This is a genomic window from Agrobacterium sp. Ap1 (assembly GCF_017313375.1).
Taxonomy (GTDB): Bacteria; Pseudomonadota; Alphaproteobacteria; order Rhizobiales; family Rhizobiaceae; genus Neorhizobium; species Neorhizobium cellulosilyticum.
Map to the genome: position 1 here is coordinate 1 of NZ_JAFLMY010000021.1, position 15,718 is coordinate 15,718.

Consider the following 15,718-nt stretch of genomic DNA (forward strand, 5'->3'; position numbering starts at 1 on the left):
GTGCCATTGCCGCCTAAGGGCGGCATCGACCTGTACCCTCCCGCCAAGGCGCGGGGCAGATCGCAGCATAGTTCAGCATCCGAAAGACCAAGAAAGCATCCTAGCGGATAATCCGTCGAGTTTTTCAACGATATCGGCCCAAACCAGTCGTTACACGCCGCGACAATCGATCGTGGATTGCCGACTTTTGCGCGTGATTTTAGCGACAAAGATCTCCCTGAAATTCAGTCGTGGTGCTCCAGTTACTTAGGATTTGTGCAACAGATCGGATTTCGAACGAAAGCCCAACCAGTCCGGCCATAGTGCTGCCACAGCCTCGCGACGTGCCTTGATGGCATCAGGGTTGGCCAAATCTCTGGAGCTGACATAGCGGTCGTCGAATACCGAAGTAATGAAAACACGATCTCCGCCGAATTGGTCTGCGGTGATGTCAATTATTGTTTCTCCAGAACAAACCCAAGCGTGGCCTTCCCATCGTGTTCCAGAATAGAAGCCACATGGGGTATCAGGTGCGCCGCTGACTCCGGCATATGGGGTCCCGCTTGTCCATTCAGCAGGATGCCCCTCATGCCTCAGCACATCCCGTAAAAACAAGCTGGTTCTACCGCATGTAAATCTCGATGCGGGATGCGGCACAGGGCGGCCTCGCGATTGATGCCAATGGTTCCATATGGGCTCAATAAATCGTCTTGCGGCCGATGCGATGTTCTGAATTTCACGCTGTCGCGTCATCTACCATCCTTTTCTCGCATCGTCGCAACACTCGCGTTTAAAGCGAGAGTTCTTTTACTGGCTTTGAGACGCTGCAGAATAGGGGTTCTGCGACACCAGTAATGTCTCTCTTGGCGTTTCAGAGACATGAGAGAGGCGTCGCGAAAATCCTAATTTTGACAACCCCGCAAATGTCTGGCCAACATGTCGGATAGAACTCGGGAGTTTCCCGACATCGGAGATTTCACTTAGCAGCAGCTCGTAGCACCGCATAGATACGTTCGATCATATGCCGGACCTCGGGCAGAGACCTATCTTCGTCGTGTGTAACCAGCCATTGTTCGTGCTCCAGCACCTCGATTGGAGGTGCTACCTGTTGCAAGCCTTTTTGGACATCTCCGACGAATGTAGGCAGCACGGCGCGCGCTGCGCCCGCCAAAGCAAGGTCGAGCGCGTTGCGCGAGTTCGTAACCTCGATCGCGGGACTGCCGCCAATCTTCTCGCCGAGCCAGCGTGCGGAAGGGGTTGTGCCGATCACGCGAGCCCACGTCACGACATGGCTATCAACCGCATAAACTGCGAACTGCACCCGACCTATACGCCGACCTGCGAGACCAATCTGATCAGGACGACGATTTCTTATACCTATAACCGCCTCCCGCCTCCCGATGTCGAGGACATGATCGGCGGCAATGAATCGTAACAAAACTGAGGTGCCGCCGACCAGATCGGCGGCCTTCTTGCAGAGAAGGTCCGTTACCCATTGCCCTGCCGACACCTTCACGACAGGGCGGCGAAGCTTCTCGGCATCAGTGAGGGGAGCGATCCGGTTTTCAATGGCCGTGACCTTGTTGAGCAAATCGCGGCCTTGGTCTGTCAGCTCGTAGCCTCTCGGCAGACGTTCGAAAAGCTCCAACCCTAGTCGCCTTTCAAGGGCAAGCATGCGCCGTCCTAACGTAGGCGGGCTTTTTCCTGTCGATTCCGATGCTGGCCCTAAGCCGCCCTCGCGTCCCACCGCGAGGAATAGCCGGAGATCATCCCAATCAAAGTTCGTTTCATCCATGAAACGATCATTACAAGATATTTCATCGACGTAACAGCGATCCGCAGTGATTCTTGAGACGAAGTGAAGAAGGAGCTGACAATGAAACTACTCGAAAGAGAAGTTGCCCCTCTGGGGATGGGATGCTGGCCGATTGGAGGCCCGATGTTTGGCGGACCGGGCTTCGGGAACTGCGGAACGCTGGGCTATGCCAATTCCGACGACGCGGAATCGATCCGAACAATCCATGCCGCGCTGGCAAGCGGCATTCGATTGTTCGACACGGCTGCTGTCTATGGCGCAGGCCATGCCGAACGTCTCCTGGCGAAAGCCCTGAAGGGCTCTCCCGACGCACTGATAGTTACGAAGATCGGGATAGCGATTGATGAGGATAACAAGCTGTTGTTGGGCGAGGACACTGCCCCGGCCGCAGTCTTACCGGCGATAGAGCACTGCCTTTCCCGACTCAACCGGGACCGGATCGATATCCTGTTGCTGCATCTGAACGACCTTCCCGTGTCCACAGCAGAACCGATCTTCGAAGCGATGGGGCAGGCTTTAGATGCGGGCAAGATCAGGGCGTATGGCTGGAGCACGGACCTGCCGAGAAGCGTGAAGGCTGTGGCTGGCCGAAAAGATTTCGTGGCCGTTGAGCACGCGATGAACATTTTGCTCGACGCCCCGCTGATGCAGGCGACTGTTCGAGAAAACGACCTCTTTTCCCTTATTCGGTCACCGCTTGGGATGGGATTGCTGACGGGGAAATATGGCGCGGACTCGCAAATCTCGCCCACGGACATTCGTGCAGCCGGAAACACAGTGACGTCGTATTTTGAAGGTGGTCGGCCCAATCCTCGCTTCCTAAAGAAGCTCGACAGCGTCAGAGAGTTGCTCCAAACCGATGGCCGCTCCCTCGTTCAAGGCGCGCTTGGCTGGCTTTGGGCCAAATCGGACCGCAATATACCTGTGCCGGGGGCGCGTACGGTTGCACAGATCGAGGGGATTGCCGGCGCTCTCGCATTCGGACCTCTACCGGCGCTCATCGTCAGCGAGATTGATGCTTTGGCGGGACAGGGTGAATATGCGGATGAAATGCAGCCGAGATAAGGCGCGTTTATTTTTGCAAAAGACGGGTTAGTGTCGAGCACGAAGTGGTTGCGACGATGTAGGTAATTATGATGGGCATCGAAAATTTGGCGGCTCCTGAAGACGATGGAGAAGCTGCACACCTGATCGGCATGCGTCTTCCCAGCATAACATTGTCCGCCACGGACGGAGCGAGCGTTGATCTTTCCCAAGGCGGCCTGACGGTCATCTATGCCTATCCCCGCACCAGTCCGGCCAGTGGCGGAGCCATTGAGGGGTGGGACGCAATTCCCGGCGCGCGAGGCTGCACACCACAGTCATGTGCATTTCGTGACCATTTCGCGGAGTTGAAAGCTCTCGGCGTTGAACGGCTGTTCGGTCTTTCAACTCAAGATACCGAATACCAGAAAAAGGCCGCCAATCGTCTTCATCTACCGTTTCCACTGCTGTCGGACAGCGCTTTGCTTCTAGCTGATGCGCTTAACCTTCCTTTGTTTACGGCAGGGGGGATGACACTGCTCAAGCGGCTAACCCTGATTATAGAGGCCGGGCAGATACGGCATGTTTTTTACCCGGTTTTTCCACCTGATAGAAATGCTTCAGACGTGATCGCTTGGCTTTCGTCGCGAAATTCCTGAATTTCGGGCGCTGCAACAGTTAGCTATAAACTCGGGGCAAATGTCGGGATTTCTGCGACATACACTACAGGAGAAGAACATTCCCCCTCCCAGGCTGATAGCCTTTGACGTTGATGGCACGCTGCTGCGTGGCGAGAATATTTGCGGGTGCATCGCAAGGAGTATTGGCCGCACTGCCGAAATGGATGCCTGCGAGCTTTTCCGCTGACGTGAGGAGATCAGTGTCGGGCGGCAAACCATGCTCGAATGGTATTCGCCTTTCAGCAGAGAGACACTGATCGGATATCTTCACGAACTGCGTCTCGCGCCGGGTGTTCGGCGCCGCTTTGCTCGCCTGGCAATTTGCCGTTGATTGGTTATGCCAGCGGCCTCAAGTCGGCGAACGCGCTCTGACACGCTCGGCGCGGACATGCCAACAAGGCGGGCAAGCTCGCTCATAGATAGGCGGGCATCGCTATCGAGTGCGTCAAGAATCCGGGCGTCTGTCGCGTTCAACGTTGATTTTGCAGTTTGTAGGTCAGATGGTGATTTTGCCTTCGACATAGTGGGCAATCTAGGCGAATTGCAACGCTTCGACAGGTAAAAATGCCTGTCATCGCCGTGGAATGCCGCTTGTGTAAGCGCTCAGACGAACTCGAGCGAAAGATCCTTGTTCGCAAGCATGGCGCGGGGATTACCTTCGCTCGATTGCGGAGGATCGCCGCGATGGGCTGCGAAAGGCTGATCAGCGACGACGGTGACCAATGTCACACTTGCTTTCCCTGCCTCCAATCGCCAGTGCTTCCACCCGAGCACTATTAAAGGGTCGGTCTCCCACCAGATTAAAGCGTCTGCCCGCTTGCCATGACGCTCATCCGCGCCAGATCCCATTCGATGTAAGGAGTATTGGGATGGCCGAAATCAACGACTGGTTGGATGATCGCATCCAGGAGATCATCAATTCACCGGGGTTTTATGAGAACAAGGCGGAGTTTCGCGATCAGGCAAAGGTCTTGGTCGAGAGCGGCCAGTCCGAGGGCTTTACAACTGCTGAGATCAAGGAAGCATGCGGCGGCGATGTCGAACGATATCTGCTTGATCAGCAACATGCGATGACTGACGTCGCGATGCAGCGACGGATCGATGAGGCCCCATGAAGAAAAATCGGTAGGCTTGCCATGACGCATCGATTTCTGGTTGCAGGTCCGGATAAAGCAAAGACCACGATCATCCTGGCTCATGGTGCCGGCGGTGCGATGGGCAAGACGGTAACCGTGAAAATCGAGTATTCGGACTTCACACAGGCAACACGAAGCAGGACGGGCACGTTTCCTGTCAGGGGCATTCCTGAGATCATGGAGGCGGCATCGACGCTGCTTGCCACCGTCTATCCGTTCAAGCGCCCGGTCCGCCTGCTTGGCGTGACGCTCTCCTCACTGACCAACGATCAGACAGAACATGACGAGGAACAACCGCAGCTCGATCTGGCTTTGTAACCGAGAACAACTAGAGGATCGATCAGGATTTCCGAAAGCCATTCACCCAGAGTTCGCGTCATTGATCTTGAGACCGGCGGCAATGGCCCGAACGATGTCTGCGAAATAGGTTGGCAGGATGTCGTTCTTGGTGACGACGGCTTGTGGCGTGTTACCGAGGAGCGTGGAGCACTGCTGGTCAATCCCGGACGGCCGATGACGTCGGATACGATTGCCGTGCATAATATTCTTGATCGCCAGGTTGCTGACGCACCATTCTGGAAGGAAATCGCCGCAAGCGTGCTCCGGCCGCCCGGCCGCCTCGATGCGCTTGCGGCGCACCGCGCCGGTTTCGAACAGCGTTATTGCACGCCTCGCTTTACCGGCGGCACACCCTGGATCTGCACCTGGAAGTCTGCGCTGCGAGTCTGGCCCGAATTGCCGCGCTTTTCCAACCAGATGCTGCGCTACCAGCGCATGCCGGAGGGTCTCGTACATGAGATCGGGCTGCCGGCCCACCGCGCCATGCCAGACGCCTACGTCACGGCGCATCATCTCCGCGACTTGTTGAATGCGACATCTCTAAACCAACTCCTGGCCTGGAGCCGCGAACCGGGTCTACTGCCCCGCGTTCCCGCCGGCCCGGACCGCGGCAAAGGCTGGGATCGGATCTCTGATCAAGCGCTTGAAGACTTCGCGCGGGATCGCGATATCGACGTCCGTTTCAGTGCCGAGACGGAGTTGACCCGGCGTGGAGAGCGCAAGGGGCCGGAGCCGCTCGAACCTGCCCAGCGGACACTTCTATGATCAAGGCACAAGACAGCCCCTCATATCCGCGAACGCCGGATGGGCGATATTTCGTGGTGCGTGGGAGGCTGTGGCGCAAAAGCAATCCGGCACTCGACGATGTTACGCGAGAAAAGCTGGTCAAGGAACTGATGTCAGCAAGACGTGCCGTTCGAGACGCGAAGGGAAATCCGCAGGCCATCAAGGCGGCTCGGACGCTGGTCGAGCGAGCGAAGGTTGCTCTCGGCGAGCGCGGAGCACCCTGGTGGGACGATGGTGCACCCGACTTTAATCGGCACATGGCGAAGAACACGCCCTATGCCGATTGGTTTACAAGCCTCTAGGACCCTTTCGTCGTCACAGCAGCAGAGGCGCCTCGGGCGCAGCCTTTTTCTTGGCCCACAGCTCGTTCGTCCGCTCCATCGTCACGAGTTCGGGCGGAAATGTCCGCTTCTGGAATGCGAGCGCATCATCGAAGCTGCCATCAAGCCATTGCTCGTATTCGTCAGCATGCAACAAGACGGGCATGCGGTTGTGTACGGGTTGGATCGCTTCGTTGGCATCGGTCATCACACCGGAATAGACCGGACCCCACTCATCGCTCATCCGCCAGAGGCCCGCCCAGGCGAAGATCGGCTGGTCCTTCAGGGAGAACCACGTCCGGGTCATCCTGCCTTTCTCGCCCTCGGCTTCGGCAAAATGCGTGACCGGGATCAAGCATCGCCACTGCGGTTTTCTGGCCAGGCCGATCCACATGCCTTTCGCAAGGTCAGCGATGTTGTTGACCGGCTTTGGCTTGGCTTCCGGCTTCATCCCCTTCAGGCGGAGCGGAAAACCCCAGACCATTGAGCGGAGCTCGCGAACACCTTCACTTTCCGTGACGACCATACCGGGCGTGCCCGGATAGACTTCCTCCGGCGCGTTCGACTGCATCGGGTTCGGCACGCGGAAGTGCGCGGCCACTTCCGCAGCGGACAAACGGACGGTGTATAAGTTGCACATTCTGCAGACCTTTCGACTGGAACCGAGCGCGTGACCTTGATTACATAAGCATGTTGTCCCTACGGGGTGAAGCCTTGGCAGGGGACACCCCGCTCTGCCAGCGGTCACGACTATGCAGGATTTCAAAATCGTCGGATGATGGTGGCTCGCGAAACTGGAATGCGATGACGTCCTCAATCGAACCGTGAAGCCAGCGGTCGTATTCTTCTGGCTTGAGCAGGACTGGCATCCGGTCGTTGAACGGCCTGATCTTCTCATTGGCGGTCATGGTCATGCCGGCGAACACGGGGCCGAAGTCGGGGGTGTTCTTGCAGAACCCCGCCCAGGCCATCAGGGGTTGGCGGTTCAACGAAAACCACGATCGGGTTTTTGCCCCTTTTACACCGTCGGGGTTTGCAAAGTGTGTCAGGGGAATCAGGCAGCGATATCTGGGATGAACGACGATGCGATCCCAAAGCGGATTGGTCAGATCTGCAACGAGGCCTATGCGGCTCGGGGGCTCACCTTCCCGTCGCATGTCGCGTGTCTGCCGCGGGAAGCCCCACGGAATCGACTTCAGCAGCCGCAGTCCATCCTTCTCCAACACGATCAGTCCGGGGGTGCCTTCGACAGTTTCGCTCGGAACCTCAAGCGCCGGCGCCATGTCGACCGCAAAATGGGCGACAATCTCCTCCAGGCTTTTGGTGATTGCAAACAGGCGTGACACACGGATCTCCTCAGTGGAAGTTTCTGGATTTGATTTTCAAATTATCGATGTGGAGATCAGGAATATAGATGTCCCGGGTTTGCACAGCGGGCTTGGGATTATCCCGTGGATCCGGTCCTCCTCCGTGCTTGACCTGGTCGCCGCGACCATGGAGAAGTGGGAAGTCGCCGAGGCCACCGTCCCGGTTTCCGACGCTCGCCAGATCGGTCGAGAAATCGAACAGCCGCTGCGCGACCAGATGAACGACCTCGCCATCCCGCTGGATGCGCTCGTTGATCGCCATCATGCTCGCGGTCATCAGGACCCGCCGCTGTCGTTCAAACAGCGATGGCCATACGACCGCGTTGACGATACCGCTCTCGTCCTCCAGGGTGAGGAACATCACGCCCTTGGCCGATCCGGGCCGCTGTCGCACGAGAACCAGGCCCGCCGTCCAAAGCCATCTCCCGTTGCGTTGTCCCATCGCCTCGGCGCAGGTGACGATGCCCTTGCGGTCGAGATCCTTTCGGAGAAACGAAACCGGGTGCGCTCGCAGGGTAAGACCGGTATGCGAGTAGTCCTCGACGACCTCCCTGCCCTCGGTCATCGCCTTCAGCGCCACATCAGGCTCCTGCATTTCAGCGATCACCTTGGCTTCGCGCTCGGCGGCGGCCGCCCAGAGTTCCAGCGGTTCGTCCCGGAGCGCCTTAATATCCCAGAGCGCTTGCCGCCGTTCCAGTTGCAGCGACGGTAGAAAAGCATCCGCTTCGGCCAGCTTTACTAGCGACTGCGGAGACACACCGGAGCGCCGCCACATATCATCCGCCGTTGCGAATGGCTTTTCGGCACGCGCCAAGATGATCCGGGCGGCATCATTGGTGTACAGTCCCTTCACGACGCGCATGCCAAGCCTGACAGCAAAGCGGTCTGAATTGCCAATCCGCTCCATCGTGCAGTCCCAGCGCGAGCGGTTGACGCAAACCGGCCGGACTTCGACGCCGTGGTTTCTGGCATCCTGGACGATCTGCGCAACACTGTATAACCCCATCGGCTGGCTATTGAGCAAGGCAGCGCAAAAGACGTCGGGGTGGTGGCATTTCACACACGAGCTCGCATAGGCGATCAGCGCAAAACTAGCAGCATGTTTCTCTGGAAAACCGTAACTTCCGAAGCCTTCGAGCTGTGCAAACGTCTTCTCGGCGAATTCGCGTGTGTAGTCGTTCTTGACCATGCCCTCGACCAGCCTGTCCTTGAACTTCGACACCCCGCCCGTGAACTTGAACGTCGCCATCGCGCGCCTGAGCTGGTCGGCCTCGCCGGCGGTGAAACCTGCGCAGGTCATCGCGACCTTCATCGCGCTCTCCTGAAATAACGGGACGCCGAGCGTTTTTCCCAGAACGGATTCGAGCTCGGGCGTCGGGTACTCGACCTTCTCCTTGCCCTCTCGCCGCCTCAGATACGGATGCACCATGTCCCCCTGAATGGGTCCGGGCCGAACGATGGCCACCTGCACGACGAGGTCGTAAAACGTCCGAGGCTTCAGGCGTGGCAACATCGCCATCTGAGCGCAGCTTTCGATCTGGAACGTGCCGAGCGTATCGGCCTTGCGGATCATCGCATAGGTGGCCGCGTCCTCCTGCTCGACGTCGGACAGACCCATGGGGATGTTCTTGTGGTCGCGCAGCAGCTCGAACGATTTCGCCATGCAGGTCAGCATGCCGAGTGCCAGCACGTCGACCTTCATAAACTTCAGCGCCTCGATATCGTCCTTGTCCCATTCCACCACCTGACGGTCTTTCATGGTCGCCGGTTCGATCGGCACCAGATCGTCGAGCCGGTCCTGGGTCAGGACAATTCCCCCCGGATGCTGGCCGAGATGGCGGGGCGCGCCCATCAGCTGGGCCGAAAGGTCCAGCGCCAGCTTCAGGCGGTAGTCCGCCGTGTTCATGTTGTTGTCCTTGAGCTGCTTTTCGCCGACACCTTCCGACCAGCCCCAGACACCAGACGAAAGCTGAGTAATCAGATCTTCCGGCAGTCCCAAGGCTTTACCGACATCACGCAGCGCGCCCTTGGCGCGGTAGCGGGTGACGGTGGAACAGAGGGCGGAGCGGGAGCGGCCGTAGGTCTCGTATATCCACTGGATGACCTCCTCGCGGCGGGCGTGCTCGAAATCGACGTCGATATCCGGAGGCTCGTCGCGTTCCATCGAAACGAAACGCTCGAACAGCAGGTCGCCCGTTTCCGGGTTGATGCTGGTGATGCCGAGGCAGTAGCAGACGGCCGAGTTGGCCGCCGACCCCCGCCCCTGGCAGAGGATGCCTTGCGACCGGGCAAACCGGACGATGCTGTAGACGGTCAGGAAGTATGGTGCGTATTTCATCACCCGGATGAGCTCGAGCTCATGCAGGATTGCTTTGCGGACCTTGTCCGGGATCCCCTCGGGGTATCGGTTAGAGGCGCCCTCCAAGCAAATTTGGTCAGCGACTGCTGCGCGTCGAGCCCTGGAACCAGCGCTTCCTCGGGATACTGGCACTGCAGCTCGCTCATGTCGAAACGACAGCGGTCGACGATTTCACGCGTTCGTGCCAACGCCTCGGGATACTCCGAGAACAGCCGGTGCATTTCCTCCGGCGCCTTCAAAAAGCGATCGGCATGCCGCTCGCGGTCGAAGCCGACGCCGTCGATGGTCGTCCGGTTGCGGATGCAGGTGACGATGTCCTGCAACTGTCGGCGGCTTGGATCATGAAACAACACGTCGTTGGTGACGACCGTTTTGACCTTATGTCTCGCCGCCATGTTCGAAAGATTGTGAAGCCGGAGGCGATCATTCGGGCGACGGCGCAAGCACAGCGAAACGTAGGCCCTGTCGCCGAAGACCGCAGCGACCTTCCTGAGCTGACCTGAAGTGGTCTCGTCGGCCTCATCCGGCACAAGGATGGCAATCAGGCCAGCGCTATAGGCTTCCAGGTCCGACAGATCGAGGATGCACTTGCCCTTGCCTCCCCGGCTCTTGCCGAGCGAAAGCAGACGAGTCAGTCTCGAATAGGCTGGACGGTCGGTTGGGTAGACCAGGATAGACATGAAGTCGGAAAGATCGAGCCGACAGCCGACAACAAGTCTCACGCCCGTGGTCTTTGCCGCAACCTCATTCTGGGCTATTGTGAGGCCAGATAAGATTGGCAACGGGATTACTAATACGGTCAATCTCGACAAACAGTCACCAACAAGAGCAACTGCACTTGGGCGAGGGCGAGGATCGTTTGGGTTGCGCGGACGCAGTTCTCGACAGTAGTGGCTGCAATCCGCAGGCTGAAGAGGCGCACCGGTAAGGCCTGAATGCTTTTTATGGAGAGTTGCCCGTCTAAACTCACACCCGCCAACCTGCATGACAAATCAGGTGCAGGGAATGCATTTCAGTTGGCTCCTCAATTGGCCCCCATCTAATGTGACGAATTCCTGCGCCTATTTGCGGTGCCGCCAAGTTACCTAACGCAATGCAGCGTGGTCGATCAGGAAAAGTTGGAACGGGTTGGACGAGCTATCCGTGAGGCGGATCAAGCCCGGCCAGTCCTGACCTGCAGCAAGAGCATCATAGAGTGGTGCAGTTCCAACATCCGTCTTGATCGGGAAGCGGCACGCGGCCAGATAATTGAATGGTGCGAGCGCTTCGCGACGTACTCTTGGATCGGATGATAGGAAAGCTTCGAACATCCGGCGCATTCCTGGTGATGCGCGATGGAAAGGGACGGCGGCCACGGAAAAACCGTGCGGAAGGGCATCCAACAATGAGAGGCCCAGCGCATTCGAGGCTGCTATCCGACCAGGCGGCACTCGGGTAAGGATTGAAAAATTGCCGTTCTTGCAGCTGTCGGAAGCCATAAAGTCCGCAGCGTCGTAAAACGGAGCCCTAACAGGCTTCTCTGCGATCAGCCAACTCGCGGCACCAACGTAAGCGATGATACATAACCAGGCACTTTTCCAGAGGAAAGGACGTAGCAATGTTGACTTCCTAAGCGCCAGATATTGCATCGCCATTGGCATGAGTACCGGGGAGAAAGCAAAGGCAAAGCGGACATAGCGGTTCAGCAGCAAAGTAAGGATAAGGCTAACCCAGGCTAGCGTAAGCATGATCGCTAGGCCAGCCACTGCATGCCGGCGAAATTCGAGAAGCGATGCTGTCGCGAGCGTTAAGATAGACCCAAAAAGGATAAGTGAGATAAAAATTCCCCATTGGCCTTGCTCGATGAAATACAAGGCGGTTTGCTCCTGTGCAAGCCGATCGAACCAGTAGGCCTTGGAAATTGAGTCTATCATCCAGTATGGACCGGCCATACACTGGGGGAAAATCAGAACGTAACAGCTAAGTACCGCAAGCCCGGCTACTGCCATCACTACGAGCTGCACTGACTGCCGAGCATGAAACAAAAACGTTGACGTTCCCCATAACGTAGCACCGAAACCTGTCATCAGAAAAATATAAGGGGCCGAATAGGTGTCGCATTGGGTCGCCGCGAGACCGGTAGGTCCGATTGTAGTTAAGCCGGTCGGCAACGAGAACAATGTTATGATTGCAGCGGCCTGTTTGACCACGAGATCGGCGTCACGTACGCGAAGGATCAAGGTGCCGATCAGACCAGCAAAGCCGATGACAATAAACGGCAGTCCCTCCAGAGCAATGGTCACGGAAAGCAAGCTGCCTACGCCAATCAGTCGCCCACCGATCTTGTCCCACCGGGCAAGGCCGTTGAAAATCATCATTAACGCAATCAGTTGCGCGTTGTGATGATCGATCCGACCAGGGGTGAATTCCCATAATGCCAACAATGCGCCGACCGTTGCACTTGCCACAGTGAGGAAACCCAGAACAGATACCGGTACGCCAAGTCGCCGGTAAATAAACGACGACTGCAAGCAGAATGCTGCGAGCATGACCTGCGGCCACACATTGAACGCCCAATGCATCCCCTTTTGCCACCCAACAAAAGGACTGAAAACTGCGGTCACCACCACATAAGGTAGGTCAACGAGACGCGACCATGGAGAAACATAGGTCTCCGGCATCATTATGTGTGGCAGGGTAAGATCCCACCAACTGCTTTCGCCTAAGAGTAGACCATATATCTGCATCTCGCGCATATGGTCATCAACGTCCCCCAGAAAATTCCTACCATCTGCTAGATCGAACACGCTTGTCGCAAGGGCGGAAAAGTAAGCTATGGAAAATATAGGGATTATGCCGAGGCTAAGAGAGCCACCGGCACACCTCGCGGACGTATCGGATGCCGGCGCCATTTACCTCTCTCAAAACTACCGTCTTCATAGTCTCAACTATTGAGCTGGACCTTTTAACATCGCGCTAATACTGAGAATATCGTCGTCCGGCCGACAGTGAAGGCGGCAAGCTAGTACAACATTGAAAACTGCTGGCGAATACCGCATGTCCCTTGTAGGGCGAGGGTACCGGCATCTTCACTTGGGATGCTGAACATCGAATGCCGAACGGATTTCGATCGCTGCGTCTGCCAGCCGGACGACGGAGGGTCGCATAAGTTCTCATTCAGTTCGCCCTTGGCGTACGATTTCGCACTCCTCTTGTTCTGGCCCCTATCAACACTTGTAAGCATTAACGAAGCGAATTTGGATGGATCGGCAGATTTCTGAAACGCTATCGCGCGCAACAAGGATGAGATGAGTCCCACCTTGTTTGTTGCCGCACAGACACTCGCGACCAACTCGCTGTCCACAAGCCGGCGGCTTCGACCGGATGAAAACACCGCAAACCCACAATTCGCGACGTTACGAAAATATGCTGCAACATTCCAATACTCTTCCGCTCATTATTCTCATGCTCTTGAAGGGAGTCGAACCAACGACCAACGCCTCAGATCCGCTAAGCATCCAGCTTATCGATAAGATTTCTACTTCAGCCAGCCGGCCAGCAGAACCTCCGTCTGCTGCCACAGTCGCCGTCGAGTGTCGTCATCGTCTGCGGGCGCGACGGGAAGGGTAGTTTTCAGAGCTGGACCAGACACGTAAAGACCGGTCAAATCAGCAAAGGCACGATCCATCGCAAGCCTCTCTATGCCCTGAGCTCCTCGTTCAGGTCTTCCAATATTTAACCAGTTCAGCGCCTTGGCGAGCGGCTTTGCAAACCACAGTTCGCGACCCAGGCCAGTCACATTGAAGCCTGGACACAGACAGTTCACGACGACACCAGTCCCCTCCAACTGTCGCGCGAGTTCCAAAGAAAACATGATGTCCAACAGTTTGCTTCGGCCATAAATCTTCGAAGACCCGGTCGCCGTAAACGGCGATACGTTCTGCAGGTGAGAATTGAGGTCCAACCCGCCGCTTTGGCGAGATGCCTCGGACCCAACAGTGATGATTCTTGCCGGTGCTGAACGAACCAGGGTTTCGCGAAGAATGTAGGTCAAAATCCACGGCGCCAGATAATTCACGGCAATCATTTCCGCAAAGCCGTCCGGCGTGACACGCTGTTTGAACCCGTGAAGTCCAGCATTATGAACGAGTACATCAATGCGCGGATGCTCTTGTCCGATGGCGCGGCCAGCTGTCGCCACCATCGTAAGATCCGAAAGGTCGAGATAGTGGAAATGCACCTTGGCTTGGGGAGCGGCCGCAGCGATCATGGCTTTTGTGGCCGCGGCCTTGTCCCGGTTTCTCGCTGTAAGGATCAGGTCAGCTCCCCTCTTGGCAAGATTTATTGCGGCCAACTGACCAATGCCGTCGGTGGCACCGGTCATCATGATCTGGGGGCGAATTGCCATTCATGCTCTCACAGGTTAGTTGATAAAGGTCAACTAACGGGCTTAGTTGACTTAGGTCAACGATTGAGTGGGAGCGGTGCGTGGAAAAAGATGAGCGTTCGAACCTACACCTCGCAATAGGAGCGGAGATCCAGGCCTTGGTTACCGGCCATCGGGCGCTCATCACGGCATGTGCAGCAGAGTTCCACCCTGACCTTCAGCCTGCCGCTTATCAGATAGCATTGACTATCGATCGGCATGGTGGCTGCAAGACAGGTGAGCTCGCGAGCATTCTGGATATGGATAAAAGCGCGGTCAGTCGATTGACCAAATCGCTCAGCGAGAATGGCCTTGTTACGTCGCGAACAGATCCGAGTGACGGACGAGGAACAATTTTTGAACTTTCCAGACAGGGTCGTCAGAACCTCGAGAGATCGAACACGATCAAAGGCGAGGCTTTCTTCGCGCGTCTCGCCGACTGGAGCGCGCAGGAGATGACGCACTTTTCCACACTGCTCGAGAAGTTTAATCGATCAAGTCATTCTACACCCAAGATGAAATGATGGGGTGCAACGGCGCCAGAGATGGCTCTGACCTCAACGATCAAGCTCAATAGAAAGAATGTTTATGGAGTGGAGTGACATCAGGATTTTTCTCGCGGTTGCGCGCCATGGAACGCTTGGCGGCGCGGCGCGAGCGCTTCATTTAAGCCACCCGACGGTCGGGCGCCGCTTGCGGGCGCTGGAGGATGCGACGGGACAGATCCTGTTCCAGAAGACAGCCGACGGCTTTATCCTGACCGAGGAAGGTATTAGCGCGATGGCGGCTGCCGAGCAGATGGAGGAAGCTGCAATGGCGCTGGACCGGACGTTGACCGGCAAGGAAACCGGCATGCGTGGCACACTGCGGGTAACGTCGCCGGACTGGTTCGGCGCATGGCTTCTGCCACCGGTCATTGCCGAGTTCACCAGTGCTCACCCGCGGGTCGATCTCGAACTTCTCACCGGCACCAAGTTTCTGAGCCTTGCCCAGCGGGAGGCGGATGTCGCCTTCCGGATCCGCGAATTTACCGAGGCCGACATAATCCAAAGGCGGTTGATCGCCATGCCCTACGGCGTCTATGTCGCCAATGGAAAGGGCGAACCGAAACTGGGAGACGGTGAAGGTTTCGGGCTGGTGACGATGGATGGCTCCCTTGGAACCTTCGACGACGTTGCCTGGCTCAGGGATCTCTTCCCGAAGGCGCGTGTGGCATTGCGCTCCAACAACCGCAATGTTCAGGCCCGCATGAGTGCTGCCGGTGTTGGCATCTGCGTCCTGCCGCGACCGGTCGGCGACAGGCAGGCCGAACTCGTGCGGCTCGATATCGGCGAAGACCCGCCCGGACGTGATGTCTGGATGGGCTACCACCGCGATCTCAAGCAACTGGGCCGCCTTCGCGCCTTCGTCGAGATGACAATCCATCACCTCGCCAGCTGACGGTCTTCGCGTCTTGCCGAAAACGCCTTTCTTTCGGTACGGCACCCGTTCAAAACTGAACATCGGAA

General features: G+C 57.1%; 14 protein-coding genes and 2 pseudogenes. 8 read left to right on the top strand and 8 right to left on the bottom strand.

Annotation, left to right across the window (positions count from 1 at the left end; translation table 11 throughout):
- Positions 1–955: 955 nt before the first annotated feature.
- Positions 956–1,774, bottom strand: a complete 819-nt coding sequence (locus JZX87_RS25430) for a LysR family transcriptional regulator (protein ID WP_206828699.1) — start codon at positions 1,772–1,774, stop codon at positions 956–958.
- An 81-nt stretch (positions 1,775–1,855) separates the two neighbouring features.
- On the opposite strand from JZX87_RS25430, the gene JZX87_RS25435 reads away from it, so the two are divergent.
- Both JZX87_RS25435 and JZX87_RS25440 read left to right on the top strand, forming a co-directional pair.
- Positions 1,856–2,860, top strand: coding sequence for an aldo/keto reductase (locus JZX87_RS25435; RefSeq protein ID WP_286195058.1), 1,005 nt, complete (start codon positions 1,856–1,858; stop codon positions 2,858–2,860).
- A gap of 71 nt (positions 2,861–2,931) precedes the next feature.
- A complete protein-coding gene (locus tag JZX87_RS25440) occupies positions 2,932–3,477 on the top strand; it encodes a peroxiredoxin (protein WP_206828700.1) in 546 nt (181 codons plus the stop codon).
- A 288-nt stretch (positions 3,478–3,765) separates the two neighbouring features.
- On the opposite strand, the gene JZX87_RS25445 is transcribed toward JZX87_RS25440, so the two are convergent.
- Positions 3,766–4,020: an Lrp/AsnC family transcriptional regulator gene (locus JZX87_RS25445; protein WP_286195059.1), complete on the bottom strand. Its 255-nt coding sequence runs from the start codon at positions 4,018–4,020 to the stop codon at positions 3,766–3,768.
- 81 nt (positions 4,021–4,101) lie between these two features.
- Positions 4,102–4,227, bottom strand: a complete 126-nt coding sequence (locus tag JZX87_RS31885) for a hypothetical protein (RefSeq protein ID WP_353654255.1) — start codon at positions 4,225–4,227, stop codon at positions 4,102–4,104.
- A 140-nt stretch (positions 4,228–4,367) separates the two neighbouring features.
- On the opposite strand from JZX87_RS31885, the gene JZX87_RS25450 reads away from it, so the two are divergent.
- The 4 genes and pseudogenes from JZX87_RS25450 to JZX87_RS25465 all read left to right on the top strand — a co-directional run bounded on the left by JZX87_RS25450 (position 4,368) and on the right by JZX87_RS25465 (position 6,061).
- Positions 4,368–4,613 (top strand): hypothetical protein, encoded by a 246-nt coding sequence (locus tag JZX87_RS25450; protein ID WP_206828701.1) that lies wholly within the window; start codon positions 4,368–4,370, stop codon positions 4,611–4,613.
- A gap of 93 nt (positions 4,614–4,706) precedes the next feature.
- Positions 4,707–4,952, top strand: a pseudogene (locus JZX87_RS25455) (DinB/UmuC family translesion DNA polymerase); the annotation flags it as partial.
- 141 nt (positions 4,953–5,093) lie between these two features.
- Positions 5,094–5,738 carry a DNA polymerase III subunit epsilon gene (locus tag JZX87_RS25460; RefSeq protein WP_286195062.1) on the top strand — a complete coding sequence of 215 codons (645 nt, stop codon included), beginning with the start codon at positions 5,094–5,096 and terminating at the stop codon, positions 5,736–5,738.
- A complete protein-coding gene (locus JZX87_RS25465) occupies positions 5,735–6,061 on the top strand; it encodes a hypothetical protein (protein ID WP_206828702.1) in 327 nt (108 codons plus the stop codon). The genes JZX87_RS25460 and JZX87_RS25465 overlap by 4 nt, the downstream gene beginning before the upstream one ends.
- Before the next feature lie 13 nt (positions 6,062–6,074).
- On the opposite strand, the gene JZX87_RS25470 is transcribed toward JZX87_RS25465, so the two are convergent.
- From JZX87_RS25470 to JZX87_RS25490, 5 genes and pseudogenes are all read right to left on the bottom strand, one after another.
- Entirely contained in the window at positions 6,075–6,719 is a 645-nt protein-coding gene (locus tag JZX87_RS25470) for an SOS response-associated peptidase (protein ID WP_206828703.1), read from the bottom strand.
- A gap of 40 nt (positions 6,720–6,759) precedes the next feature.
- Positions 6,760–7,425, bottom strand: a complete 666-nt coding sequence (locus JZX87_RS25475; protein WP_206828704.1) for an SOS response-associated peptidase family protein — start codon at positions 7,423–7,425, stop codon at positions 6,760–6,762.
- Positions 7,426–7,435: 10 nt separating this feature from the next.
- Positions 7,436–10,683 (bottom strand): annotated as a pseudogene (locus JZX87_RS25480) (error-prone DNA polymerase).
- Between the two features lie 207 nt (positions 10,684–10,890).
- Positions 10,891–12,540, bottom strand: coding sequence for a hypothetical protein (locus JZX87_RS25485; protein WP_206828705.1), 1,650 nt, complete (start codon positions 12,538–12,540; stop codon positions 10,891–10,893).
- Positions 12,541–13,322: 782 nt separating this feature from the next.
- Entirely contained in the window at positions 13,323–14,192 is an 870-nt protein-coding gene (locus JZX87_RS25490; RefSeq protein WP_206828706.1) for an SDR family NAD(P)-dependent oxidoreductase, read from the bottom strand.
- Positions 14,193–14,272: 80 nt separating this feature from the next.
- Here JZX87_RS25490 and JZX87_RS25495 point away from each other — a divergent pair, with 80 nt between their 5' ends.
- Positions 14,273–14,734 carry a MarR family winged helix-turn-helix transcriptional regulator gene (locus JZX87_RS25495; protein ID WP_206828707.1) on the top strand — a complete coding sequence of 154 codons (462 nt, stop codon included), beginning with the start codon at positions 14,273–14,275 and terminating at the stop codon, positions 14,732–14,734.
- Between the two features lie 64 nt (positions 14,735–14,798).
- Positions 14,799–15,650, top strand: a complete 852-nt coding sequence (locus tag JZX87_RS25500) for a LysR family transcriptional regulator (RefSeq protein ID WP_206828708.1) — start codon at positions 14,799–14,801, stop codon at positions 15,648–15,650.
- Positions 15,651–15,718 lie beyond the last annotated feature (68 nt).